The following is a 24,360-nucleotide window of genomic DNA, read 5'->3' on the forward strand; positions in this document are numbered from 1 at the left end:
TTGGCGCAAGACGCCAGCCTTACAGCTGAACAAACATAAAAGCGCGAGGCGGGGCCTGAAAGCCCCTCCCCCTTGTGGGGAGGGGGTGGGGAGGGGAAAAACCCTCTCAAACATCATCGCTCAATTCCCCGATCCAGTTGAGGTCGCCCTCGCCCGGTCTTCGGCCTGGTCGGCGAGCATGGCCTTGACCTTCTCGACCAGTTCGGCTTCCGGCACGGTCACCTGGGCGACGCGGGCCTCGCGCCATTCGGCGTTGTCGGTGATCTCGCCGGACAGGCGCTTGCCCTCGATCAGGTCCTTGATCTGCACGACTCCCTCGGCGCGCTCGTCGCCGCCCTGGATGATGGCGAGCGGGCAGCCGCGGCGGTCGGCATATTTCAGCTGGTTGCCGAACTTCTTCCAGTTGCCCTGGTACATCTCGGCGCGAATGCCCTCGGCGCGCAGCGCCTGGGTGAAGCGCTGATAGCGGCCCATGCTCTCCGCATCGCCATCCATGACGGTGATTAGAACCGGCTCGATGACCTCGGACGCGCCGAGCTTGCCGAGGTTTTTGAGCGCCGTCATCAAGCGCGACACGCCGATGGAGAAGCCCGTCGCCGGCACCGGCTGGCCCATGAAGCGCGAGACAAGGCCATCATAGCGCCCACCGCCGCCGACCGAACCGAACACGACCTTTTCGCCCTTCTCGTTGGTGACGTCGAAGGTGAGTTCGGCTTCGTAGACGGGGCCGGTGTAGTATTCGAGGCCGCGAACGACGGAGGGGTCGATCTTGATGCGGTCCTCTTGGTAGCCGGCAGCTCGAACCATCGTTTCAATATCGAAGAGTTCCTTCAAGCCCCAGTAATAATTGTTCTGCTCATCTTTTTCCGGAGGCTTTACCGAAAAACCTTCCTCATTTTCTCGAGTGACTTCAATAACTCCACTCTCAGATAAGCCGAAGGTGAATTTCGCCAAACACAAAGAGACAATTTTTTTAATTGCCTCGTCATCCAACCCTACACCTTTAGTAAAATCACCTGATTCATCTTTACGCCCCGCTCCCAATAGGAGCTTGACCCCCTCAACTCCAAATTTGTCTAGCTTATCAATTGCACGAAGAACGTTTAAACGACGAGCACCGTCTTCTGCTCCCTCCAGCCCTATTGAGTCCAGCACGCCGTCGAGAACCTTCCGGTTGTTCACGCGGATCACGTAGTCGCCGCGCTTGATGCCGAGGGCTTCCAGCGTGTCGGCCATCATCATGCACATTTCGGCATCCGCCTGGACGCCCGGGGCGCCGACGGTGTCGGCGTCGAACTGCATGAACTGGCGGAAGCGGCCGGGGCCGGGCTTCTCGTTGCGGAAGACGTAGCCGGCGCGATAGGTGCGGTAGGGAAGCTGGATCTCGTTGAAGTTTTCCGCGACATGGCGGGCGAGCGGCGCGGTGAGGTCGTAGCGCAGGCTCATCCACTGGTCGTCGTCGTCCTGCAGCGAGAAGACGCCTTCGTTCGGGCGGTCCGAGTCGGGCAGGAACTTGCCGAGCGCATCGGTATATTCGAACAGCGGCGTTTCAACCGGATCGAAACCGTAGCGTTCGTAGACTTCGCGGATCTTCGCGGTCATCTCGTTGACGGCGCGGATGTCGGCGGCGCCACGGTCGACGAAGCCGCGCGGCAGGCGGGCTTTGAGCTTCTGGGGCTTCTTGGTCTTGTCGCTCATGGTCGGAAATCCAACTGCAGGATGATACGTCAGCATCGGGTTGATTGTGGCGTTGCTGTAACGGATTGGGCTTTCGCCATCAAGCCCGGAAGGCTGGCGAGGCAGGGCCGCGACTGCTATATTCCGCCGCATTGCCAGGGATTTTGCCGATGAACAAGCGCGTCACGCTCGATATGCCGGAAGAAATGCTCCGCCTCATTGAAAAATATGCGGCCGAGGCGGGCACGAAACCCGACGCCTACATGCTGCATATCCTTGAGGAACGGCTTGAGGACCAGTATTTGCTGGCGCAGGCCCGCGAGGCCCAGCGACAGATCGAAAGCGGAGAGACAGAAGTCGTCAGTGAACAGGAATTCTGGCGTGGTCTGGACGATTGAATACAATCGCTCTGCGCGCAAGCTCGTTGAGAAACTGGATTCACAAACTCGCAAGCGTATTCGATCGTTCCTGCATGACCGTGTCAGCAAACTGGACAATCCCCGCCAGATCGGCTCCGCCCTTCAAGGAGATGAGTTGGGCAATTTTTGGCGCTACCGCGTCGGAGACTATCGGATCATTTGCGATATACTGGACCAGCGCCTGGTGGTGCTGGTGATCGAAGTCGGCCATCGAAGCGACATATACCGATAATGCTTGCCGAAGCCGCCCTTTTTGCCGCCACACTGGCCGTCAGTCCGACGAAGAACGCCGGGGCGATCCATTATTCGGTCAAACTGTGGTCGCGGGCCAAGCGTTGCCGCGGCGCCTGGCGCGAGCATGAGACGCGGACCAAGAATTTCATCCTGCAGAAGATGGCGACACTGGAGAAGCGGCGGACCGCCGTCGTCCTCGGCTCCGGCCTGTTGCGCGACGTGCCGATCCGGCAGTTGGCGGATGCCTTCGACCGGGTGATCCTCTACGACATCGCCCATCTGGCGAGCGTTCGGCTGATGCTGAAGCTCGGCAAATACCGCAATGTCAGTTGCGTGGAACGGGATCTCTCCGGTTACGATGCCTTGAAGCATGGCCGCGATCTGAGGCCGCTCGCATTTCTGGAAAAGATCGCCGATCTCGACTTCGTCGTCTCGCCAAATCTTCTCTCGCAACTCGGAACCGGCGCCGAGCACCGGCTGAAGAAAGAGCATGAACCGATGCCCGAGGATACCGTCGCGCGTATCCTCGCCGCCCACTGGCAGGGGCTCACCGCCCTGCCCGCCGCCGCCTGCCTCGTCACGGACGTCTCCTATGCGGTGATCGACAGGAGCGGCAAGACACTCTCCGAAGTCGATCTGATGCATGGTGTCGCGTTACCTCCGGCCGAAGACAGCTGGCTCTGGCCGGTCTCACCCTTCGGCGAGGAAAGTCGCGAGCATCAATTCGTGCATCGGGTGATTGCGGTTTGAGCATCCGGGTCAAAAGGCCCTCTCTGGCCTGCCGGCCATCTCTCCCACAAGGGGAGAGAAAACGTGTGGTGAAGACCTGCTTCAACGGAAAGGCCGGCAATCGGGTTAAGCCCCTCCCCCTTGTGGGGAGGGGTTGGGGAGGGGCAGATTCACGTTGCAACCCTACTCCCTTGCCTCTCCTTATAAACGCGCTACCTTGAACGCGAATGCCGGACCGACGGGAGCGAGCATGTCCGCCCATCACCTGACGACGATCGGTTTCGATGCCGATGACACGCTGTGGCAGAACGAACAGTTCTACCGGCTGACCGAAGGCGAGTTCGTCAAGCTGCTCGGCGACTATGCGGAAGGCGAACACATCGCCAGCCGCCTGCTGGACGCCGAGAAACGCAATCTCCAGCACTACGGCTTCGGCATCAAAGGCTTCACCCTGTCGATGATCGAAACGGCGATCGAGATCACCGAGGGCAACGTGCCGGCGCGCACCATCGGCGAGATCCTCGATATCGGCCGCTCGCTGCTCTCCCATCCCGTGGAGACGCTCCCGCATGTGGAAGAGACACTCGCAGCGCTCGCCGGCAAATACATGCTGGTGCTGATCACCAAGGGCGACCTGTTCGACCAGGAACGCAAGCTGGCGCAATCCGGGCTCGGCGACCTGTTCGATGCCGTCGAGATCGTCTCCGACAAGACCGCGGTCACCTATCGCCGCATCTTCACCGAGACCGGCGACGGGCCGGAACGGGCGATGATGGTCGGCAATTCGTTGAAATCGGACGTGGTGCCGGCGATCGCCGCCGGCAGCTACGGCGTGTTCGTGCCGCACGAGTTGACCTGGGTGCTCGAACATGTCGAGCCGCCGCGCGAAGCGCCGCGCTTTCGCGAAATTTCCAATCTCGGCCAATTGCTGCCGCTGATCGCCTCACTCGACTGACCGGAGATCCACATCGCATGCGTTCCTTCCCGGAAATCTACGACCTCGCCATCCAGCGAAAGGGCAGCGCCGACGAGATCGAAGCGCATGTTATGCGGCCCAAGCCGTCAGCCGAGCTCGCCGCCTTGCCTGACGACCGCTACCTGGCGCTGATGACGAAATGCATCTTCCAGGCGGGCTTCAACTGGAAGGTCGTCGAGGCGATGTGGCCCGGCTTCGAAGCGGCGTTCGAAGGCTTCGACATCGCCCATTGCGCGATGCTGCATGACGAGGATTTCGAACGTCTGGTCAGCGACGAACGAATCGTCCGCCACGGGCCGAAGATCAAGGCGGTGCAGGACAATGCGCGTTTCGTCGCCGATCTCGCCGAGGAGCACGGTTCGGCCGGCCGCTTCTTCGCCGATTGGCCGGCAGAGGATTATGTCGGCCTTCTCGACCTTCTGAAAAAACGCGGCACTCGGCTCGGCGGCAATACCGGGCAGTATTTCCTGCGCTTTGCCGGCGTGGAAAGCTTCATCCTGTCGCAAAGCGTCGTCAACCGGCTGATCGCCGAGGGCGTGGTCGACAAGGCGCCGTCGTCAGCCAAGCAGCTGGCCGCTGTACAGAAGGCCTTCAACACCTGGAAGGAACAGTCCGGCCGGTCGCTGACGGAAATCAGCCGCGTGCTGGCGGTCAGTATCGACTGACGGTCAGCCTCACGGCGTGGCAAGCGCTCGGCGCGCGCCGAGCGCCTTTTCCCGGCAGCAGCAGCCCTCGATATGGTCGTTGACGAGGCCCATGGCCTGCATGAAGGCGTAGACCGTCGTCGGTCCGACAAAGGACCAGCCACGCTTCTTCAGGTCCTTCGACAGGCGCACGGAGGCCGGCGTCGTCGGATTGGCCTTCAGCGTCGCCCAGTCCATGGTCGACGGCCGCTCCTCGGGTTTCGGCTCGAAACTCCAGAAATAGCGCGCCAGCGTGCCGAACTCGGCCTTCAGGTCGACGGCGCGGCGGGCGTTGTTGATCGTCGAGACGATCTTGCCGCGATGGCGGACGATGCCCTTGTCGGCAAGGCAGCGCTCAATGTCGGTATCGTCGAAGACGGCGACCTTGTGGAAGTCAAAGCCGGCGAAGGCGGCACGGAAATTGTCGCGCTTGCGCAGGATGGTCAGCCAGGAGAGCCCCGACTGGAACCCTTCGAGGCAGATCTTCTCGAACAGGCGGATATCGTCGGTCACGGGATATCCCCATTCCTCGTCGTGGTAGCGCATGTAGTCGGGCAGGCCGCCATACCAGAAGCAGCGGTGATTGCCATCGTCGCCCGTGATCAAGCCGTCAGCCGACATTATCGTTCCCTTTTTGTTCGACACTTCGCCGGATTTACCACCGGTTAACGCATTTTGCAAACCCCCCGGTAACCTTGCCCGAAGGTTTCAGCCTTCGGTGGCATTTTATGAATGGCGCTTAACGAATGTATTGACCAAAAACCGGCAGTATCGCGCTTTGAAGGAACTTTGGTTCCGCTGTCGCATTGAGATCATCGAACAACAAGTAGCGAGTATCCGATGAAGAAGACCATTCTGTGTTTGGCGGCAAGCATCGCTTGCGCCGTATCCGCTCCGGCGATCGCCGACGACCGGTACCAGAGCCGGCCGCCGGTGATCGTCAGCCCCGATCTGGCCGCTCCGTGGCTGGTACAGCTCGGCGGACAGGGTGTGCAGCGGCCGCGGGTCTATGCGCGCCAGCCGCAGCGGACCATCGTCTACAGCAACTCGCTCTACGGCCGGCCGATGAACCGCCAGCCCGCCGCCGGCATGCCGGTGCAGCAGGTCGCCGTGCAGCCGCAAAATCCGGCTCGCCAGCAGATCGCCCCGCAATTCCTGCCCCAGATCGTCTCCTACCAGACGAATGAAAGGCCCGGCACGATCGTCATCGATACGAACCAGCGCTTCCTGTACCTCGTCCTGGACAACGGCATGGCACGACGCTACGGCGTCGGCGTCGGCAAGGAAGGCTTCGGCTGGAACGGCACGGAGCGGATCACCCGCAAGGCCGAATGGCCGCAGTGGAACCCGCCGAAGGAAATGATCGACCGCGAGGCGAAGAAGGGACACTACCTGCCTGCCCACATGGAAGGCGGCCTTGCCAATCCGCTCGGCGCCCGCGCCATGTATCTCGGCTCGACCCTCTACCGCATCCACGGCACCAACGCGCCCTGGACGATCGGCAATGCCGTCTCGTCGGGCTGCATCCGCATGCGCAACGAGGACGTCACCGACCTTTACGAGCGCGTTCCGGTCGGCACCAAGGTCGTCGTCATCTGACGCGACCGTCTCGCCACTATTTCCGGCATTCACCACAATATCCGGTCGCCTGCGGCCGGATATTGTGGTCTTGAGGCCACGTCACGCGTTCACATCTGCTTTATCGTGGCCGTCAAGACTTGAATTGCCTGCGTACATCTGCTGTTTTTTCATGATCAACTGGAGAGGGATTCCATTATGCTGAAGCTATCGACGCTGCTGGCTGCGGCCGCGTTCACCGTAACCAGCCTGACGGGCATGTCGTCCGCCAACGCCCTGACGGCATCAACGCGCACTGCAAGCCCGACGCCGCCGGCCGACGTGGTCATGGTCGCCACCAACCCCAAGGAAGTGAACCCGAAGTTCAAGAAGCAGATCGTGCGCTTCTCGACCACCGAGAAACCGGGCACCATCATCGTCGATACGAACAACAAGTTCCTCTACTACACGCTCGGCAACAACCGCGCGATCCGCTACGGCATCGGCGTCGGCCGCGAGGGCTTCGGCTGGTCGGGTGTGGTGAAGGTCCGCCGCAAGGCCGAATGGCCCGGCTGGACGCCGCCGCCGCAGATGATCGCCCGCGAGCGCAAGAAGGGCCATATCCTGCCGGCCTACATGCCCGGAGGCAAAGACAATCCGCTCGGTGCGCGCGCGCTCTACCTCTACAATGGCGGTGGCGATTCCGGTTTCCGCATCCACGGCACCAACCAGCCCTGGTCGATCGGCCAGAACATGTCATCCGGCTGCATCCGGATGATGAACAAGGACGTCACGGATCTCTATGAGCGCGTGGCGCTCGGCACCAAGGTCATCGTCGTTGGCCCCGGCAACCGCCAGGGCAACGTTCAGTACGACGACAGGGGCGTCGACATCCTGCGCACGCTGTTCGGCGGCTAACGCGCCGCTCACGCCATTCCACAAGAAATCCGAAATGCCGCAGTTTTGATTAAAACCGCGGCATTTTTGCAACCATTCCGCAAATATGGCGGAAACATGGCCAAGTCTTGCTTGCCGGTCCCAAGTTCGAATTTTAGAAATACGTAGAGATTCGATTCGCTATAATTGACGGGACAGTGCCGACGATGATGTTTTCTTCCGCTCTGCGCAAAACTCTTCCTCTTCTATGCTCCACCATGATCCTGATGCCGGCAGGACATGCGGCGGCTGAAATGCAGTTTTCCGCTTACGGCGGCATCCAGCGCGCACTCGACAGCGACGTCGATGTCAGCGACCAGGCCGATTTCGACGCCAAGTGGGAAGGAAAGTCACTCACCAAGCTGCCGCCCTACTGGGGTATTCGCGGCCTCTACTGGCTCGATGACTTTGGCTATTCCAACTGGGGTGTTTCGCTCGACTATACCCATGCCAAGGTCTATGCGACCGACGGCACCATGGCATCGGCTGCCGGCGACTGGACCCACTTCGAATTCACCGACGGCCTCAACCTGCTGACGGTCAATGCGATCTACCGCTTCACCGATTTCTCGCCCAGCTGGACGCCCTATGTCGGCGTCGGCGCCGGTATCAACGTCCCGCATGTCGAAGTCACCCGCTCGTCGGGCAGTACCTTCGACTATCAGTTCGGCGGCGCGGCCTTCCAGGTTCAGGCGGGCGTCGATTACAAGCTCACTGACAAGTGGTCGATGTTTGCCGAGTACAAGGGAAACTATTCGATGATCGATGTCGATATCGACAACAACGCATCGCTGAAGACCAACATCTGGACCAACGCGGTCAACCTCGGCGTGACCTATCACTGGTAAGGCACACCCGGCCTACATTGAAAGAAGCCCGTCCACAAACATGACGGGCTTTTTTTATCGCTTGGAACAGAGAAGCTTGTCGGATCGCTCGAAAATCGTCGAATAGCGCTTCATTCGCTTCTCGGTGGTCTTGCGGATGATGACGTCATAGCTGCCGGCCATGCGCTGGCCCAGGGTCTTCGAGACTGCCACCGTGAAATCGACGATGTAGAAGGGCGAATCGCTGTAGCTTTCCTGGACGAAGCGCAGGCGCAGGTCCTTGCCGTCGAACCAGTACTGTTTCAGCAGGTTGCTTTCGAGCCGGATGGTGCGGATTTCGTCGGGCGCATTGACGGTGAAGGTGGCTGCGCCGCGCAGATGGATGAGCCCCTGCCCCGGCTCTTCCGAGAAGCCGACATCGAGTGACAGGCGAAGGTCCTTGTCGTCATTGGCACAGTTGAAGCGGTCGTCCGCAAATGCCGGCACCCGTGCCAGAACCACGCATGCGAGCAGAAATGTGATCCAGAATTTCGTCACGATTCTCGCCTCCCATCAAGTTCGAGCCTCAGAACGTAACACTCGCTATATCACGATTTTCTTAATCTTTCCGGACTTTTACCTCCATACGCCCAGTCCAGCAACTCTACCGTGTGAACGATGGGAACGTTCGCAGCAGATGCAATCTGGGTAATGCAGCCGATATTGCCGGCAGCGACGACGTCCGCCTTCAAGGCCTGAAGATTACGCACCTTGCGCGCCTTCAACTTTTCCGAGATATCCGACTGCAGGATGTTGTACGTGCCTGCGGAACCGCAGCACAGATGTGCCTCGGCCGGATCGCGCACGGCAAAGCCGGCGCGCTTCAGGAGCGACTTGGGCGCGACCGTGACTTTCTGGCCATGCTGGAGCGAGCAGGCCGAGTGATAGGCGACGGTGACGCCGGACTGCGGTTGTTCGGGAAGGTCCAATGTCGCCAGATATTCCGTGATGTCCTTGGCAAGCGCCGACACCCTTGCCGCCTTTTCGGCATAGGCCGGGTCGAGGCGGAGCATGTGACCGTAATCCTTGATCACCGTGCCGCAGCCGGATGTGGTGACGATGATTGCGTCGAGCCCGCCCGCCTCGATCTCCCGCGTCCAGACGTCGACATTGCGGCGGGCATCGGCAAGGGCTGCCTCCTCGCGTCCCATGTGATGAACGAGCGCGCCGCAGCAGCCCTCGCCCTTCGGCTCGACCACCTCGACGCCGAAGCGCGTCAGCAGGCGGATCGCGGCCGCATTGATGCCGGGATCGAGCACCGGCTGGGCGCAGCCGCCGAGGATTGCCACCCGCCCCCGCGTGACGCCGGCGGCGGCATGGTTGCCCCGCGGCATAGCGGATTGCGGCCCCGATTCCGGCGCCAGCCGCAGCATCGCCGCCATCGGTTTCAGTGGTGCAATGCGGTCGAACAGCCCGGCAAATGGGCGCGCCAGCCGGGCAAGGCTCAGCGCAGCGCGAAAGCGGGCCGGATAGGGCAGGACGAAGGCGAGAAGCGAGCGGATGAGCCGCTCCGACAGAGGCCTGCGATAGGTCTTCTCGATATGAATGCGGGCATGATCGACCAGATGCATGTAGTCGACGCCGGAGGGGCAGGTCGTCGTGCAGGCCAGGCACGACAGGCAGCGGTCGATGTGGGTGACCAGTTCCTTGTCCGCCGGCCGGCCGTTTTCCAGCATGTCCTTGATCAGGTAGATGCGGCCACGCGGGCTGTCGAGTTCATTGCCGAGCGTGACATAGGTCGGACAGGTCGCCGTGCAGAAGCCGCAATGCACGCATTTGCGCAGGATGGCCTCGGATTCGGCGACATGCGGATCCAGCAACTGTTCGGGCGTGAAATTGGTCTGCACGATAACTCCGGTGTTGGAGGACTGCCCTTTTCAGAGGATCCAGGATTGCGGATTGGCGATCGGCTCCTCATTGCCGGCCTTCTGCAGGCCGACGACGCAACGGGCGATCATCCAGACGGCCGTCAGCACGAACAGCAGGATGCCGATGAAGACGAAGGTCAGCACCAGCGAGACGAGGCTGAACAGAAGACCGATCCAGAAGGTGCGGATCTGCCAATTGTAGTGACTCTCGACCCAGCCGCCGGCCTTGCCGCGGTTGAGATAGGCGATCACCACGCCGATCAGCGGCGTGATGCCGACGATGAAGCCGAAGAGGTAGAGAACGTAGACCAATTGCACATTGGCCTTGCCCGGCTCGAGAAGCCCCTTCGAGTCCGGGAACGCCTGTCCGTTTTCACTCATTGCAAGTCTCCCTTTCCGTTGTCCATCACGCAGCTGCAAGGCCGGTCTTCAGCGCCATCTTGCCCGGATTGAAGATGCCGACGGGGTCGAACTTCAGGCGGATCGCCTCTTCCAGCGCCGCAACCGCGCTGTCGCGCGGCTCGAACGCGGCAATGCCGGCGCGCATCCCTTCGGCCGCGCGCACAAGTGTCGCGTGACCGCCGCCGACGCTACGAATGCCGGCACGCACGAGGTCGGCCTCTATGCCGGCCTCCATGCGCATCCAGACGAGACCGCCCTGCCAGTCGTAGAAGGCATCGATACCCGCTTCGAGGCGAAGGGCTGCGACCAGTTCGTGTCCCCTGCTCGGTGCGACGGAGACCCGCCAGACGGGCTTTTGCGAACCATCCGCATAGGGCGAGACATTGGCAATCGCCTGCCAGAGCGCCAGGCTCGGCTCACGGCCAAGCCGCCTCACAGCGCCTAGAGCGGACATGGCAGAGACGAGCTTTTGCGCCCGCGCCTCGACGGAACTTTGGAGACCCTCCAGACGCAGGACGGTCGCGCCGCCGGAGGAAAGAGCGAGCTCGCCGTAGCGCCAGGCAACCGTCGGCGGCAGGTGCGCGGCACCGGAGACTTCGACCGGCAGCGCCATGGCGGCCGCCATCGCAGCCGTCGCCTGCTCGTCGTCCAGATCGTCCACGACAATGGTTTCCACGGCCTGCGGACGCGGCAGGACCTTGAAGGTGACTTCGGTCATGATGCCGAGCGTGCCGTAGGAGCCGGCCATCGCCTTGACGAGATCGAGGCCGGTGACGTTCTTCATCACCCGGCCGCCGGCCTTGACGACCTCGCCGCGGCCATTGACGAAACGAACGCCGAGAAGCGCATCGCGCGCCGCACCGGATACGAAGCGGCGCGGACCGGAGACGTTTGCGGCAAACAGGCCGCCGATCGTCGGCTCGCCATCGGTCCCCATCAACGGGCGATGGTCGATCGGCTCGAAGGCCATCATCTGGCCGGCCTCGGCGAGCGCCGCCTCGATCTCCACGATCGGTGTTCCGGATTTCGCGGTCAGCACCATTTCCGACGGATTGTAGGAGACGATGCCGGAGAGGCCGGCTGTCGTCAGTGACCCGTCGGCGCGCACCGGGTTGCCGAAGCCGGAACGCGTGCCGCCGCCCCGGATCGCCAGCGTTGTCCCGCTCGCCGCGTGGCTGCGAACGATGTCGGCGACTTCAGTCTCGGTCGTCGGTGTCAAAGGCGCGCTCATGCCGCGCTCCTTCCATCCAGCGGGAAGACCTTGGATGGATTGAGCAACCAGTCCGGGTCGAAGGCGGCGCGCACGGCCATCTGCTGGTCGAGATCGATATCCGTGTACTGGTGGCGCATGAGGTCGCGCTTTTCGATGCCGACGCCGTGTTCGCCGGTCAGGCAACCGCCGGCATCGACACAGAGTTTGAGGATCTCATTGCCGGCCTGCTCGGCGCGGGCCGCGTCTTCGGGATCGTTGATGTTGTAGAGGATCAGCGGATGCATGTTGCCGTCGCCGGCATGGAAGACGTTGGCGACGCGCAGCCCCAAGCCGTCGGTGATTTCCGAGGTCTTCTTCAGCACGTAGGAAAGCTGGCTCAGCGGCACCGTGCCGTCCATGCAGATGTAATCGGCGATGCGGCCGGTGGCGCCGAAGGCGGATTTCCGGCCCTTCCAGATCAGCGCCGCCTCGGTCGCCGACTGGCATTCCTTGACGACCTTGACGTTGTGCCGGCCGGCAATCACCACGATCTCCGCGAGCATGGCATCCATTTCCTTCTCCGAGCCCTCGACCTCGATGATCAGCAGCGCGCCGACATCGAGCGGATAGCCGGCATGGGCGAAAGCCTCGCAGATTTCGACCGCCTGCTTGTCCATGAATTCGATCGCGACCGGGATGATGCCCGTTCCGATGATATCGGCCACGCAGGAACCCGCCTCCTCCGACGTCTCGAAGCCGAAGAGAACCGGGCGGGCGCCTTCGGGCTTGGCAATCAGGCGGACCGTCGCCTCGGTGACGATGCCCAGCTGCCCTTCCGAGCCGCAGACGAGACCGAGCAGGTCGTAGCCGCCGGCGTCGAGATGCTTGCCGCCGAGTTCGATCACGGTGCCGTCGACCAGCACCATCTTGACCCCGAGGAGATTGTTGGTGGTGACCCCGTATTTCAGACAGTGCGCGCCGCCGGAATTCATGCCGATATTGCCACCGATGGTGCAGGCAAGCTGCGAGCTCGGATCCGGCGCGTAGAAGAAGCCTTCCGCGGAAACGGCTTCGGAAATGTTGATGTTGGTGACGCCCGCCTGCACCGTCGCCGTGCGATTGGCGAGATCGACGTCGAGAATGCGGTTCATCTTGGAGAGGCCGAGAACGACCGCGTCTTCCTGCGGGATCGCACCGCCCGACAGCGAAGTGCCGGCACCGCGCGGAACGACGGGAATGCCGTAGCGGTGGCAGTATTTCATCACGGCGGAGACCTGCTCGGTGGTCTGCGGCAGGGCGACGGCGAGCGGCACGCGGCGATAGGCGATGAAGGCGTCGGTCTCGAAGGGCACGAGTTCGCGCGCCTCGTGGACCAGACATTCCGGCGGCAGGAGATCGGCAAGATCGCCGACGATGATGTCGCGCCGCGACAGCACCGACGCCTTCGGCTCCAGAAATCCGATTGCACCTGTCATGATCTTCCTCCCTTGTCCGTGAGCCGCAGATTGCCCCGAAGCAGCGCCGGTGACAACCGGTCAAAAGCGGCATGACGATCTACGGACAGCGATTGGTAATCTTTCTTTACCACTTCACTCAATCCTCCACAAATGCTAATCATTTATTCCAATCTGGAAAAGATGGCGACGATTGATGACGAATCTCGAAGACCTGGACGTGTTCGTCCGTGTTGCGGCGACGGGCAGCATGTCGGCGGCAGGCCGCATTCTCGGGCTCTCGCCGGCGGTCATTTCCAAGCGCATCAAGCGGCTGGAGGAGCGGCTCGGCACAAGACTTTTCCAGCGCACCACCCGGCAGATCGCCCTGACCGAAGCCGGCAAGGGCTATCATGACCGGGTGACGGCCATCCTCGCCGATCTCGAAGACGCCGAAGCCTTCGCCTCGGGCCGGTCCAGCGAGATGCACGGCACGCTGAAGATCTCCGCGCCGACGTCGTTCGGTCGCATGCACATCGCGCCGCATCTCAAGGGCTTCATGGAGCGCCATCCCGGCATCTCGATCCAGCTGATGCTGACCGACGAATTCACCGATATCGTCGGCGGCGGCTTCGATCTCGCCATCCGCATTGCCGAACTGACCGATTCGAGCCTTGTCGCCCGCCGGCTGGCGCCGGTGCGGCGCATTCTCTGCGCCTCGCCGGACTATCTGGCCATTCACGGGACGCCGAAGACAATCGAGGAACTGAAGACGCATGCCTGCCTGCCGGCCCACAACAATGACAGCTGGCGGCTCGAAGGACCGGACGGCCCGGTGGTGCTGCGCCCGGAAGGCAAGCTGGTGACCAACTCCAGCGAGGTGATCCGCGAGGCGGTGATCGGCGGTCTCGGCATCGCGCTCAGATCCACCTGGGATATTGGCCCCGAACTGAAGGCCGGGCAAATCGTGCAGGTGCTGCCCGGTTACGAGAGCTCGCGCAATGTGGCGCTGTCGGCGGTCTATCCGAGCCGCGAATTCCTGCCGCAGAAGGTGCGCGCCTTCATCGACTATCTCGCCGCGCTTTACGGTCCCGCGCCCTATTGGGACCGGTAAGACAGCAACTGACCGCGATGCTTGTCCTGACGGGGCGGAGGGACTAAACAGGGCTGGCTTTTCGCCGCGCCCCGCAGCTTATTTTTCCAGGGCGGCCCTTGCTCCGGTCGTCGCGTAAAACACGGTTTCATTTCATGCCTGCCATTCCCGATACGCTCCCGACGATCCACGCCCCTCGCGAGGGCATCTGGCTCAAGGGCGACTGGCACCTGCATTCCCGCCACAGCACGGATTCCACCAACAACCCGATCGGCAAGATCATCGCGTTTGCCGAGCGCACCGGTTTCGACTATCTGGTGGTGACGGACCACGACGTGCATGTGAACGGCGCGGTCGCCAGCCACACCTGGACCGATCCGGAGTATCGGTCCGACCGGCTTCTCCTGCCCTATGGCGGCGAACTGACGGCACCGCGCGGCCATATCAACATCCTTGCGAGCGAGCCCTACGACCATCAGGCGGTGTTCGATGCCCGCAACGCCCGCGACTGGGATCTTCTGGCCCTGAAGAAAAAACTGGGTATTCACTTCTCCGCAAATCACCCCAGCACCAAGAACCACTACGGCTACTCCTTCGACATCGCCGACTCGGTCGAGATCTGGAACGGCAGTACCTGGCCCAAGAACATTCCGGGGGTCCGTATCTGGGATGACATGCTGCTCTCCGGCCGAATGCTCGGCGCACGCGGCGGCAGCGACGCCCACCACGGCGTTCCGGACCGTCCGGAACTGACGACCGCGCTCAGCGTCGAGGCGACCGCGAATTATGTCGGGACGCCGACCACCTGGATCTTCGCCCGCGAACGGACGAAGGAAGCCCTGTTCGAGGCGCTGGAGGCGGGCCGCGCCTCCATCAGCGCCAACCCGTTCAATCCGCGCGTCGAACTGCATGCCGACCTCGACGGCGACGGCATCATGGAACTCGGCATGGGCGACAATGTGAAGCCCTCCGGCGGTCCGGTCACATTCGAGGTCCGGCTGATCGGCGGCGGCATCAGCGGCGTGCGCTATACCGTGAAGGTCATCAAGAACCGCCAGGATTTCGCCGTCCTGACCGCCGATCCGGAAACGCAGACCGTGCGCTTCGTCGACACGCCGGCTATCGGAGAGCGAAGCTACTACCGGGTGGAGATCGAAGGACCGCAGACTCCTTATCCGGAGGTGCCGAACGCGATGGCGCTCAGCGGCAACAAGGTGGCGCTCTCCAATCCGATCTATTTCAACTACAACCCGGCCTTCTGACGCCTTCCAAACTCAGTGCCCGTCTTCCGCATGGCTCCGGCGAATGCGACGCACTGTCCACCAGATGAGGGCGACGACGAAGGGAACGGCAATCGCGGTGACGGTCGTGTAGTGGAACGGCGCGCCCATCTCCTCCGCGCCCTTGGCGAGATAGCCGACCAAGCCGATGACATAATAGGAAACGGCGGCGACAGAGAGGCCTTCCACCGTCTGCTGCAGACGAAGCTGCAGGTTGGCCCGCCGGTTCATCGAGGCGAGCAGGTCGCTGTTCTGGCGTTCCAGTTCGACATCGATCCAGCTGCGCAGGAGCCCGGTGGCGCGGTAGAGCTTGTTGGAAATGCTTTCCTGGCGGTCCTCGACCGAGCGGCAGGTCCGCATGGCCGGCGCGAGCCGCCGCTCGAGGAAGGACCCCAGCGTCTCGAAACCGGAAACCGGCGTTTCGCCGAGTACCTTCGTGCGCTCCTGCACGATGCCGTAATAGGCCTTGCTGGCGCCGAAGCGATAGAGGCTCAGCGCCGAATTCGCCTCCACCTCCGAGGCGAGCCGCGTGATGTCGCCGAGCATCTGGTCGGCCTCCTCGCGCGCATCTGTCTTCATGCGCTGCGTGATCTGCGTCAGCTCGTCCTCGATGCGGCGGATATCGCCCGACAGCGACTGGGCGAGCGGCAGGCCGAGCATCGCCAGCGTGCGGTAGGTCTCAATGTCAAGAAGGCGCTGAACCAGCGCGCCGCGGCCGGCCTCCGTCAGCCCCTGGTCGATGACCAGGATCTGCGTGAGACCGTCGCCGTTCTGGTGAAAATCGGTGAGGATCGTCGCCTGCCCGTCCTTGACCTCACTGTGGCAGAGGCTCGCGGGATCGAAGATCGCCAGCGCCTGCTTCAGCGCCTCACCTTGCGGGCGAAGCTCAAGCCGGATGCCGGAAATCAGCGAACCGGGCGCCGTGAAGCCGTCGCCGAACGGATGGACCGGAACGTCTGCGCCAAAGGAATCCGGAACGGGACAGTCCCAGAACCAGGTGGAAAACTCCGTGTGCTTCTCCCAACGCAGCGTCCCCTGCCCCCAGGGCATCGAATAATGGCTGGCATCGCGCACCGGCGGCGTCGCGCCGCGGCTCTTGGCAAGCTCGCTCAATGCCGTGTGATGAACGACCGATCCGCCGTCCATCATGAAGGCGAGCTGGAAGATCACCCGTGGCGAGCTGACAAGTGCGTATGGCCGGGCGTGAATCTCGCCCAGAGCCCTGGCACGCTCCGGCGCAGCTGGAAAGGCAAACTTGCGATCGGCCATGAATTTCCCCTCATCGGCTCTTTCATCCTCCTACTACAAACCGACGCCGGAACAATTGTCGATCTCCGGATCTTTATTATTGCATATATATAATTTTCAATATCTATTGGAGCCAGACACTGCAACACCGCGCTGCATCGCCGGCACCTTCACGGTGCCAAGCTCGACAAGGGAGGTCCTATCATGAGAATTGCACAGCTTGCCATTGCGGCTCTATTGCCGGTGGCGTTGTGGAGCCCGGCGCTCGCCAATGACTTTACCGATTTCGAAGCGGCGATGCGCACCGCTTATGGCGACTACAGGACAGCATTGTTCATGACCAACATGGGCAAGGCTGCGGAATCAGCCAAGGCCGTCTCCAAGTTCTCGTCGGAATGGACCGCACTGAAAGACCGGCCCGCGCCGCCGCAATATGCCGACGACGCGCGTTATGGCGAGACAATGTCCGCCATCGTCACCATTGCCAGCGCGGCAGAAGAAAAGATCGCGGCCGGCGCACTGCCAGAGGCCCACGAGGCCCTCGAAGGCATACGCGATCAGATTGGGGACATGCATATCCGCAACGGCCTGTTCGGCATCTCAGATCGGATGAATGCCTATCACGCCCGCATGGAAGAGGTGATCGGAAAACCCGACATGTCGCCGGAGGAAGCCCATGAAGAGGCTGCCGTGCTCGAATACCTGCTGAGCGATATCGCCGCCCATCCCCCTGCCGACGTCGATGACAGCTTTGCAGCGCTGCTCGCATCCGTCGAAGACAGCGTTGCCAAACTGGAAAGCGCCGGCGATGCGGCTGCCGTGCGTTCGGCGATCGATGGACTGAAGGCGCCCTACTCCAAGCTCTTCCTCAAGTTCGGCTGATCGGTCGGCCTTGCCGCGAGGAAACGACATCCTCGCGGCAAGTGGACAAAAAGATTGACCACTTCTCCGGTCTGCTGCTACTTCTTGGCTCATCAGGAAGGATGCCATGTCGGATATCGGACCCTTTGCCCGCATTTCGCCGATGAAGACCGCCGACGAGGTGGTGCAGCAGATCGAGCTTCTGCTGCTGGACGGCGTGCTGCGCGACAGCGAGAAGCTGCCGGGCGAACGCGAACTGGCGCAGATGCTCGACGTCTCGCGGCCGATCCTGCGGCAGGCTCTGAAGGAACTCGAGGCGCGCGGGTTGCTCATCAGCCATCACGGCGGCGGCACCTATGTCGCCGATATCATCGGCGAAGTGTTCTCGCAGCCGCTGATGGATCTCATCGGCCGGCACAGCCATGCGGCGCTCGACTATCTCGAATACCGGCGCGAACTTGAAGGCCTGACGGCGGAACTGGCGGCCAAGCGGGCGACCGCCACCGACCGCGCACTGCTGGAGCGGATCGTCGCCGACATGAAGGCGGCGCATGAACGCGGCAATTTCGACGACGAGCTTCGCGCCGACGTGGAATTCCATTCGGCGATCGGCGAAGCGGCCCACAACCTCATCCTGCTGCACACGCTGCGCGCCTGCTACAAGCTTTTGAACCGCGGCATCTTCTTCAACCGGCAGGCCGTGTTTTCCTTTGCCGACTATCGGGAGAAGCTTCTGGCGCAGCATGTGACGATCTGCGACGCCATCCTCGCCGGTCGTCCGGAGGCGGCCAAGGCGGCGGCCCAGGCGCACATAGATTTCGTAATCAACGCGGTCCGCGAAAGCGAGCGGGCCGGCGAATGGGACCGCGTTTCACGCCTGCGCATGCTTTCGCGCGGCGCGGCGCACGACACGCAAGACGGAAAAGGACGGATGACCAGCGATGGCTGAAACGCATGACATGCAAGCGGATGCACGCAAACCGCAGGTGGGCCTTTTCGCCACCTGTCTCGTCGACCTGTTCCGCCCGACGGTCGGCTTTGCGGCAGTCAAGCTGATCGAGGACGCCGGCTGCGAGGTGCATGTGCCGATGGCGCAGACCTGTTGCGGCCAGCCGGCCTACAATTCCGGCGACCGGGCCGATACGCGGGCGATTGCCGAGCAGGTCATCGAGACCTTCGAAGGCTTCGACTATATCGTCGCGCCGTCCGGCTCCTGTTCCTCCATGCTGAAGAAGCACTATCCGGGCCTCTTCAAGGGCGATGCCAAATGGGAAGCGCGCGCTTCCGCTTTTTCAGCCAAGGTATTCGAACTCGTCTCCTTCCTCGCCGACGTCATGAAGGTCAAATCCGTCGACGCGGCCTTCGACGGCTCCGTCACCTATCACGACAGCTGTTCGGGCTTGCGCGAGCTCGGCATTTCGAAGCAGCCGCGCGATCTTCTGACGTCAGTGGATGGCCTGACGATCAACGAGATGAAGGACAGCGACGTCTGTTGCGGCTTCGGCGGCACGTTCTGCGTGAAGTATTCCGATATCTCCAACGCCATCGTTTCAAAGAAGACCACCAACATCGATGCCTCCGGCGCAGACGTGCTGCTGGCCGGCGACATGGGCTGTCTCATGAACATGGCCGGCAAGCTGAAGCGGGAGGGCTCGAAGATAGAGGTCCGCCACGTCGCCGAAGTGCTGGCCGGGATGACCGACACGAAACCGATTGCAGGACAAGCCAAATGAAGCTGACCTCGCCGCAATTCAAGGAAAACAGCGCCAGGGCGCTCGCCGACGAACAGCTGCAGAAGGCGCTGCTCAACGTCCAGAAAGGTTTCATCGGCAAGCGGGCCGCTGCCGCTGCCGACCTGCCGGAATTCGACGCGCTGCGCGACAACGCCCGCGAGATCAAGAACCACGTGCTCGGCCATCTCGACCTCTACCTGGAGGCCTATGAAAAGAAGGTGACCGAGGCCGGCGGCCACGTGCACTGGGCGGAAACGGCCGAAGAGGCCCGCGAGATCATTCTCGCCATCTGCCGCACGCGGAATGCGAAAACGGTGACCAAGGGCAAGTCCATGATCACCGAGGAGATCAATCTCAACGAGTATCTGGAAGAAAACGGCATCGTGCCGGTCGAGACCGACCTTGGCGAATACATCATCCAGCTGCGCGGCGAGCATCCGAGCCACATCATCGCGCCGGCCGTGCACCTCAACAAGGAACAGGTCGAAGGCGACTTCCGCCGCGTGCACACGCACCTGCCGCAAACGCGCGACCTGACGGAGCCGACCTCGCTTCTCTCAGAGGCCAGGGAGGTTCTCCGCAAGCGCTATTTCGAGGCCGATGTCGGGATTACCGGCGCCAACTTCCTGATTGCCGAGACAGGCTCCTCCGTGATCGTCACCAACGAGGGCAATGGCGACCTCACCCAGTCGCTCGGCAAATGCCACATCGCCGTCGCCTCACTTGAAAAGATCGTGCCGACGCTCAACGACTGCGCCCAGATCCTGCGGCTGCTGGCCCGCTCCGCGACGGGCCAGGACATGTCGGTCTACACCACCTTTTCCACGGGTCCGAAGCGGCCGGAAGACGAGGACGGGCCCGAGGAGTACCACGTCGTGCTGCTCGACAACGGCCGTTCGGCGATGCTCGGCACCGAGTTCCAGGAAATGCTCCGCTGCATCCGCTGCGGCGCCTGCATGAACCACTGTCCGGTCTATCACGCCGTCGGCGGCCACGCCTACGGCTCCGTCTATCCCGGACCGATGGGCGCGGTGCTCACCCCATCGCTGAACGGCATCGACAAGGCCGGGCATCTTCCGAACGCGTCGACCTTCTGCGGGCGCTGCGAAAGCGTGTGCCCGATGCGCATTCCTCTGCCGAAGATGATGCGCAACTGGCGCGAACGCGAGTTCGAGCGGCACCTGACGCCGTCGGCCGCCCGCTACGGCCTCGGCCTCTGGGCTTTCTTCGCCCGCCGGCCGAAACTATACCGCTTCGCCGTCTCCTTCGCGATGCCGGCGCTGTCGCTTCTCGGTGGCACCGGACGGCGCATCCGCTCGCTGCCGCTTGCCGGCGGCTGGACGAAATACCGTGATTTTCCGGCGCCCGAAGGCCGCACCTTCCTGCAGGAATGGGCACAGCGCGAAAACAGGAAGCAGGAGGCAGGCCGATGAACGCCCGCGCCAATATTCTCGCCAAGGTGAAGAAGTCGCTCGGCGCGCCGGCGGATGACGCCACGCGCGCGGCGACCGTTTCCGAACGCATCAAGGACGCGCCGACCGGCATCCTGCCAGCCCGCGCGCAGCTGCCGGCCGAGGAACGCATCGCCGTCTTCGTGAAATATGCGGAGAAATACAACGCGACCGTCGCGCGGATCGGCTCGATCACCGATCTGCCCAAGGAAGTCAGCACCTACCTGAAATCGCGTAACCTGCCGGCATCCGTGCGCATGGGCGCCGATCCGCTGCTGACAGGCGCCGGCTTCGATAGCGAGCGGACACTCGAGATCAAGAGCGGGCCGTCGGACGGTTCCGACCTCGCCGGCGTCAGCCATGCGCGGGCCGCAATCGCCGAAACAGGAACGCTCGTCCTTGCCTCGGGACCGGACAACCCTGTGACGATCACCTTCCTGCCCGAACACCACATCGTCGCCGTTAAGGCGAGCGATATCGGCGCGACGATGGAAGAGGCTTTCGAGGGTATCCGCCAGACCTATGGCAAGGGGACGATGCCGCGCACGGTCAACATGGTGACCGGTCCGTCGCGATCCGGCGACATCGAGCAGACCATCCTGCTCGGCGCCCACGGTCCGCGCGCCCTGCACATCGTGATCGTCGACTAGGCGGAAAACCCGGCCGATACAGTCTTTTTTTGGCAATTCGCGGACTGTTTGTACGCGAAGCATTGATTATATACTCCAGTGTCACACAATCTCTGCATTGTAGAGATGCTTATCACGATGATTCGTCACGTCAGCGCTGAAAGGCAGGAAGAGTGAACCTCTGGGAACGCATAGCGTCCGACATCCATCTGATGGTGCGCCGTCCGGCGCGCCTGCAATTCGCAGCGCTGTGCTATCGATGGAAGAAGAAGAAGCCGGAGCTGGAAGTCTTGCTGATCACCAGCCGGGACACCGGTCGCTGGGTCATTCCCAAGGGCTGGCCGATGGCCGGCAAGAAGGCGCATACGGTCGCGGAACGGGAGGCCTTCGAGGAGGCCGGCGTTTCGGGCAAGGCGAGCCGCGAACCTCTTGGCTACTACACCTACATGAAGGGCCTCAACAGCGGACTGAAAGTCAGCTGCAAGGTGCAGGTGCATGCCGTCGAGGTGGACGGCATGATGAAGAACTATCCCGAAAAAGGCAGCCGGACCCTGGAATGGGTCAGCTGCCGTGAAGCCGCGACGCGGGTTCAGGAGCCCGAGCTGAAAAAGCTGCTCATCGATTTCGAGCAGGAGATTGCGGACCGCACGACACAGAAAAAACGTGTCCTGCAGGCCTGACGGGCGAAAATCAGCACTGTCACAAGACTGTCATATTGCGCTTTGGCGTCACTGACGGTAGGCGAAGGCCTCACTTTTGGAGATGCCGCATGGCCAATTCTAAGCCGCGACTGGAAAAACTGACGCTCGACAAGGATCTCGACAAGATCACCCATGTCGAGGCGGCCACGCATTTCGTGTCGAAGTCGCTGGTCGCGCCCGGCATCGCGCTCATCTTCCTGATCCTGGCCATGCTGTTCGCCGCCGTCTTCGTCGGCAAGGGCGAAAGCTCCCTGATCATGATCGCTGCGGCCGCGCTCGGCGCCTACATGGCGATGAACATCGGCGCCAACGACGTGACCAACAATGTCGGTCCCGCCGTAGGTTCCCGGGCGATGAGCATGACGCTGGCGCTCGTCGTCGCCGCCATCTTCGAGACAGCCGGCGCGCTGATTGCCGGCGGCGACGTGGTCTCGACCATTTCCAAGGGCATCATCGACCCGTCGCTGATCCCGACCGCCGACATGTTCATCTGGGCGATGATGGCGGCGCTCCTGTCGTCGGCGCTGTGGGTCAACCTCGCCACCTGGATCGGCGCACCGGTCTCGACCACGCATGCGGTCGTCGGCGGCGTGATGGGCGCGGGTATAGCCGCCTCCGGCTTCGGCACGATCAACTGGCAGTCCATGTCGGCGATCGCGGCAAGCTGGGTGATTTCGCCCTTCCTCGGCGGCATCATCGCCGCGCTGTTTCTCGCCTTCATCAAGGAATTCATCATCTACCGCGAAGACAAGATCGAAGCGGCGAAGAAATGGGTTCCGGTGCTGATCGCCGTCATGACCGGCGCATTCACCGCCTATCTGTCGCTGAAGGGCCTCAACCACCTGATCTCCATCTCGCTTGGCATTGCCGCGCTGATCGGCCTGGTGGCCGGCGGCATCGGCTGGGCGGCATCCGTGCCGCTCGTCGCACGGCAGGCGCGCGGCCTCGAGAACCGTAACCAGTCGCTGCGCAAGCTCTTCCAGATTCCGCTGATCTTCTCGGCCGCCCTGCTGTCCTTTGCGCACGGCGCCAACGACGTCGCAAACGCCATCGGACCGCTGTCTGCCGTCGTGCATGCGGCCGAGGCAAACGAGATTTCGGCGAACGTCAACATTCCGCTCTGGGTAATGATCATCGGTGCGATCGGGATCTCGATCGGCCTGCTGCTGTTCGGGCCGCGGCTGATCCGTCTCGTCGGCGAGCAGATCACCAAGCTCAATCCCATGCGCGCCTTTTGCGTGGCGCTGTCGGCGGCGCTGACGGTCATCGTCGCCTCCTGGCTCGGACTGCCGGTCTCCTCCACCCATATCGCCGTCGGCGCCGTTTTCGGCGTCGGCTTCTTCCGCGAATGGTATACGAAGAATTCCAAGCGCCGCGCCGCCTACATCCAGATGAAGGCCGGCAAGCCGGAATCGCTCAAGCAGCCCTCGGAAGAGGAAATCCGTCGCCGCTACCTCGTCCGCCGCTCGCACTTCATGACCATCGTCGCCGCCTGGATCATCACGGTGCCGGCCTCGGCCTTGCTTGCCGCCGTCATTTACTGGATACTTGCCTCCATCGCCGTCTGAACCAGACATCCATCACCGATCGCCGGAGCATCCCATGCGCGCCAATTTCCGCATGCAGCGGCTGTTTGTCGACGCCCCCCTTGCCGCCGGAACACCGGTCGAAGCCGATTCCGCCCAGTTCAACTATCTCGCCAACGTGCTGCGGATGGGCGACGGAGCGGAGATCCTGCTGTTCAACGGCCGTGACGGCGAATGGAAGGCGGAACTCTCGTTTCCGACGCGCAAGCGCATTCTGCTGTATCCCAAGGAGCAGACGCGGCCGCAGCCGGACGCCTCAGACCTCCATTATCTCTTCGCGCCGCTTAAGGTCGGGCGCATGGACTATCTCGTGCAGAAGGCCGTCGAGATGGGGGCCGGAACGCTGATCCCCGTCATGACCCAGCATGTGCAGGGCAAGATCCATTCGACCGACAAGCTGAAGGCGAATGTCGTCGAAGCGGCCGAGCAGTGCGGGATCCTCTCCATTCCGACGGTCGAGGAGCCGGTGAAGCTCTCGGACCTGCTGGACGGATGGGACAGGAGCCGTCGGATCATCTATTGCGACGAGGGCCATGACGGACAGAATCCCCTGCCCGTGCTTTCCGCCATCGCCGAAACCAGGCTCGCTTTGCTGGTCGGCCCGGAAGGCGGATTTTCGGACGCCGAGCGCAGCACGCTGCGCGCGCTTGACTTCGTGACCGCCATACCGCTCGGCCCGCGCATCTTGCGGGCGGATACGGCCGCGGTCGCGGCGCTCGCCGTCATACAGGCGGCCAACGGCGACTGGCGCTAGACACCACCGGCCGCTCCAGCCCGCTTTCCAAAATTTGAACACGGGTTGAAAG

At 62.4% G+C, this 24,360-nt stretch carries 26 protein-coding genes; 18 read left to right on the forward strand and 8 right to left on the reverse strand.

The genetic code is table 11. The features are described from left to right. Positions 1-120: 120 nt before the first annotated feature. Positions 121-1,698 carry a histidine--tRNA ligase gene (gene hisS / locus ACU5AZ_RS06450; protein ID WP_446825195.1) on the reverse strand — a complete coding sequence of 526 codons (1,578 nt, stop codon included), beginning with the start codon at positions 1,696-1,698 and terminating at the stop codon, positions 121-123. Between the two features lie 149 nt (positions 1,699-1,847). Between hisS and ACU5AZ_RS06455 the strand changes: the two genes are divergently transcribed. From ACU5AZ_RS06455 to ACU5AZ_RS06475, 5 genes are all read left to right on the forward strand, one after another. Further along, positions 1,848-2,075 (forward strand): DUF6290 family protein, encoded by a 228-nt coding sequence (locus tag ACU5AZ_RS06455; protein ID WP_446825196.1) that lies wholly within the window; start codon positions 1,848-1,850, stop codon positions 2,073-2,075. Next, complete coding sequence (locus ACU5AZ_RS06460) at positions 2,059-2,328, forward strand: type II toxin-antitoxin system RelE family toxin (protein WP_446825197.1); 270 nt, start codon at positions 2,059-2,061, stop codon at positions 2,326-2,328. Before ACU5AZ_RS06455 ends, ACU5AZ_RS06460 begins: the two co-directional genes overlap by 17 nt. Next, on the forward strand, positions 2,328-3,080 hold the full coding sequence (locus ACU5AZ_RS06465; RefSeq protein WP_446825198.1) for a hypothetical protein: 753 nt from the start codon (positions 2,328-2,330) through the stop codon (positions 3,078-3,080). The genes ACU5AZ_RS06460 and ACU5AZ_RS06465 overlap by 1 nt, the downstream gene beginning before the upstream one ends. Positions 3,081-3,309: 229 nt before the next feature. After that, complete coding sequence (locus ACU5AZ_RS06470) at positions 3,310-4,014, forward strand: HAD family hydrolase (RefSeq protein ID WP_446825199.1); 705 nt, start codon at positions 3,310-3,312, stop codon at positions 4,012-4,014. Positions 4,015-4,031: 17 nt separating this feature from the next. Beyond that, on the forward strand, positions 4,032-4,700 hold the full coding sequence (locus ACU5AZ_RS06475) for a DNA-3-methyladenine glycosylase I (RefSeq protein ID WP_446825200.1): 669 nt from the start codon (positions 4,032-4,034) through the stop codon (positions 4,698-4,700). 9 nt (positions 4,701-4,709) lie between these two features. Here the strand turns inward: ACU5AZ_RS06475 and ACU5AZ_RS06480 are convergent, their stop codons facing one another. Next, positions 4,710-5,339 (reverse strand): DNA-3-methyladenine glycosylase I, encoded by a 630-nt coding sequence (locus ACU5AZ_RS06480; RefSeq protein WP_446825201.1) that lies wholly within the window; start codon positions 5,337-5,339, stop codon positions 4,710-4,712. A 219-nt stretch (positions 5,340-5,558) separates the two neighbouring features. Here ACU5AZ_RS06480 and ACU5AZ_RS06485 point away from each other — a divergent pair, with 219 nt between their 5' ends. The 3 genes from ACU5AZ_RS06485 to ACU5AZ_RS06495 all read left to right on the forward strand — a co-directional run bounded on the left by ACU5AZ_RS06485 (position 5,559) and on the right by ACU5AZ_RS06495 (position 8,059). Then, complete coding sequence (locus ACU5AZ_RS06485) at positions 5,559-6,317, forward strand: L,D-transpeptidase family protein (protein WP_446825202.1); 759 nt, start codon at positions 5,559-5,561, stop codon at positions 6,315-6,317. Positions 6,318-6,494: 177 nt separating this feature from the next. Further along, positions 6,495-7,193 (forward strand): L,D-transpeptidase, encoded by a 699-nt coding sequence (locus tag ACU5AZ_RS06490; protein ID WP_446825203.1) that lies wholly within the window; start codon positions 6,495-6,497, stop codon positions 7,191-7,193. A gap of 188 nt (positions 7,194-7,381) precedes the next feature. Beyond that, on the forward strand, positions 7,382-8,059 hold the full coding sequence (locus ACU5AZ_RS06495) for an outer membrane protein (RefSeq protein WP_446825940.1): 678 nt from the start codon (positions 7,382-7,384) through the stop codon (positions 8,057-8,059). A gap of 54 nt (positions 8,060-8,113) precedes the next feature. Here the strand turns inward: ACU5AZ_RS06495 and ACU5AZ_RS06500 are convergent, their stop codons facing one another. Genes ACU5AZ_RS06500 through ACU5AZ_RS06520 form a run of 5 tightly spaced genes read right to left on the reverse strand, consistent with a single transcriptional unit; the run spans position 8,114 to position 13,014 of the window. Beyond that, positions 8,114-8,575: a hypothetical protein gene (locus ACU5AZ_RS06500; RefSeq protein ID WP_446825204.1), complete on the reverse strand. Its 462-nt coding sequence runs from the start codon at positions 8,573-8,575 to the stop codon at positions 8,114-8,116. 50 nt (positions 8,576-8,625) lie between these two features. Beyond that, positions 8,626-9,924, reverse strand: a complete 1,299-nt coding sequence (glcF, locus tag ACU5AZ_RS06505) for a glycolate oxidase subunit GlcF (RefSeq protein WP_446825205.1) — start codon at positions 9,922-9,924, stop codon at positions 8,626-8,628. A 30-nt stretch (positions 9,925-9,954) separates the two neighbouring features. Then, positions 9,955-10,326, reverse strand: coding sequence for a DUF4870 family protein (locus ACU5AZ_RS06510; protein ID WP_446825206.1), 372 nt, complete (start codon positions 10,324-10,326; stop codon positions 9,955-9,957). Between the two features lie 25 nt (positions 10,327-10,351). Further along, the gene (locus ACU5AZ_RS06515; protein WP_446825207.1) at positions 10,352-11,578 is read right to left on the reverse strand and encodes an FAD-binding protein; all 1,227 of its coding nucleotides are present in this window, start codon (positions 11,576-11,578) and stop codon (positions 10,352-10,354) included. Then, a complete protein-coding gene (locus ACU5AZ_RS06520) occupies positions 11,575-13,014 on the reverse strand; it encodes an FAD-linked oxidase C-terminal domain-containing protein (protein ID WP_446825208.1) in 1,440 nt (479 codons plus the stop codon). Before ACU5AZ_RS06520 ends, ACU5AZ_RS06515 begins: the two co-directional genes overlap by 4 nt. A 175-nt stretch (positions 13,015-13,189) precedes the next feature. Between ACU5AZ_RS06520 and ACU5AZ_RS06525 the strand changes: the two genes are divergently transcribed. Then, positions 13,190-14,086, forward strand: coding sequence for a LysR family transcriptional regulator (locus ACU5AZ_RS06525; RefSeq protein ID WP_446825209.1), 897 nt, complete (start codon positions 13,190-13,192; stop codon positions 14,084-14,086). Between the two features lie 134 nt (positions 14,087-14,220). After that, on the forward strand, positions 14,221-15,327 hold the full coding sequence (locus ACU5AZ_RS06530) for a CehA/McbA family metallohydrolase (RefSeq protein ID WP_446825210.1): 1,107 nt from the start codon (positions 14,221-14,223) through the stop codon (positions 15,325-15,327). A 12-nt stretch (positions 15,328-15,339) separates the two neighbouring features. Here ACU5AZ_RS06530 and ACU5AZ_RS06535 read toward each other — a convergent pair whose 3' ends face one another. Further along, on the reverse strand, positions 15,340-16,614 hold the full coding sequence (locus ACU5AZ_RS06535) for a DUF3422 family protein (RefSeq protein ID WP_446825211.1): 1,275 nt from the start codon (positions 16,612-16,614) through the stop codon (positions 15,340-15,342). Between the two features lie 183 nt (positions 16,615-16,797). On the opposite strand from ACU5AZ_RS06535, the gene ACU5AZ_RS06540 reads away from it, so the two are divergent. The 8 genes from ACU5AZ_RS06540 (at position 16,798) to ACU5AZ_RS06575 (ending at position 24,308) form a co-directional block, all read left to right on the forward strand. Then, positions 16,798-17,475 carry a hypothetical protein gene (locus ACU5AZ_RS06540; protein WP_446825212.1) on the forward strand — a complete coding sequence of 226 codons (678 nt, stop codon included), beginning with the start codon at positions 16,798-16,800 and terminating at the stop codon, positions 17,473-17,475. A 106-nt stretch (positions 17,476-17,581) separates the two neighbouring features. Beyond that, the gene (locus ACU5AZ_RS06545) at positions 17,582-18,403 is read left to right on the forward strand and encodes a FadR/GntR family transcriptional regulator (RefSeq protein WP_446825213.1); all 822 of its coding nucleotides are present in this window, start codon (positions 17,582-17,584) and stop codon (positions 18,401-18,403) included. Then, complete coding sequence (locus ACU5AZ_RS06550) at positions 18,396-19,187, forward strand: (Fe-S)-binding protein (RefSeq protein WP_446825214.1); 792 nt, start codon at positions 18,396-18,398, stop codon at positions 19,185-19,187. The genes ACU5AZ_RS06545 and ACU5AZ_RS06550 overlap by 8 nt, the downstream gene beginning before the upstream one ends. After that, positions 19,184-20,620 carry a LutB/LldF family L-lactate oxidation iron-sulfur protein gene (locus ACU5AZ_RS06555; RefSeq protein ID WP_446825215.1) on the forward strand — a complete coding sequence of 479 codons (1,437 nt, stop codon included), beginning with the start codon at positions 19,184-19,186 and terminating at the stop codon, positions 20,618-20,620. Before ACU5AZ_RS06550 ends, ACU5AZ_RS06555 begins: the two co-directional genes overlap by 4 nt. Further along, positions 20,617-21,288, forward strand: coding sequence for a LutC/YkgG family protein (locus tag ACU5AZ_RS06560; RefSeq protein ID WP_446825216.1), 672 nt, complete (start codon positions 20,617-20,619; stop codon positions 21,286-21,288). Before ACU5AZ_RS06555 ends, ACU5AZ_RS06560 begins: the two co-directional genes overlap by 4 nt. 152 nt (positions 21,289-21,440) lie before the next feature. Then, positions 21,441-21,947 (forward strand): NUDIX hydrolase, encoded by a 507-nt coding sequence (locus ACU5AZ_RS06565; RefSeq protein ID WP_446825217.1) that lies wholly within the window; start codon positions 21,441-21,443, stop codon positions 21,945-21,947. An 89-nt stretch (positions 21,948-22,036) separates the two neighbouring features. After that, positions 22,037-23,536, forward strand: coding sequence for an inorganic phosphate transporter (locus ACU5AZ_RS06570; RefSeq protein ID WP_446825218.1), 1,500 nt, complete (start codon positions 22,037-22,039; stop codon positions 23,534-23,536). 34 nt (positions 23,537-23,570) lie between these two features. Then, positions 23,571-24,308: a 16S rRNA (uracil(1498)-N(3))-methyltransferase gene (locus tag ACU5AZ_RS06575; protein WP_446825219.1), complete on the forward strand. Its 738-nt coding sequence runs from the start codon at positions 23,571-23,573 to the stop codon at positions 24,306-24,308. The last annotated feature ends 52 nt before the right edge of the window (positions 24,309-24,360 follow it).

This window comes from Rhizobium sp. PAMB 3182, assembly GCF_052908355.1.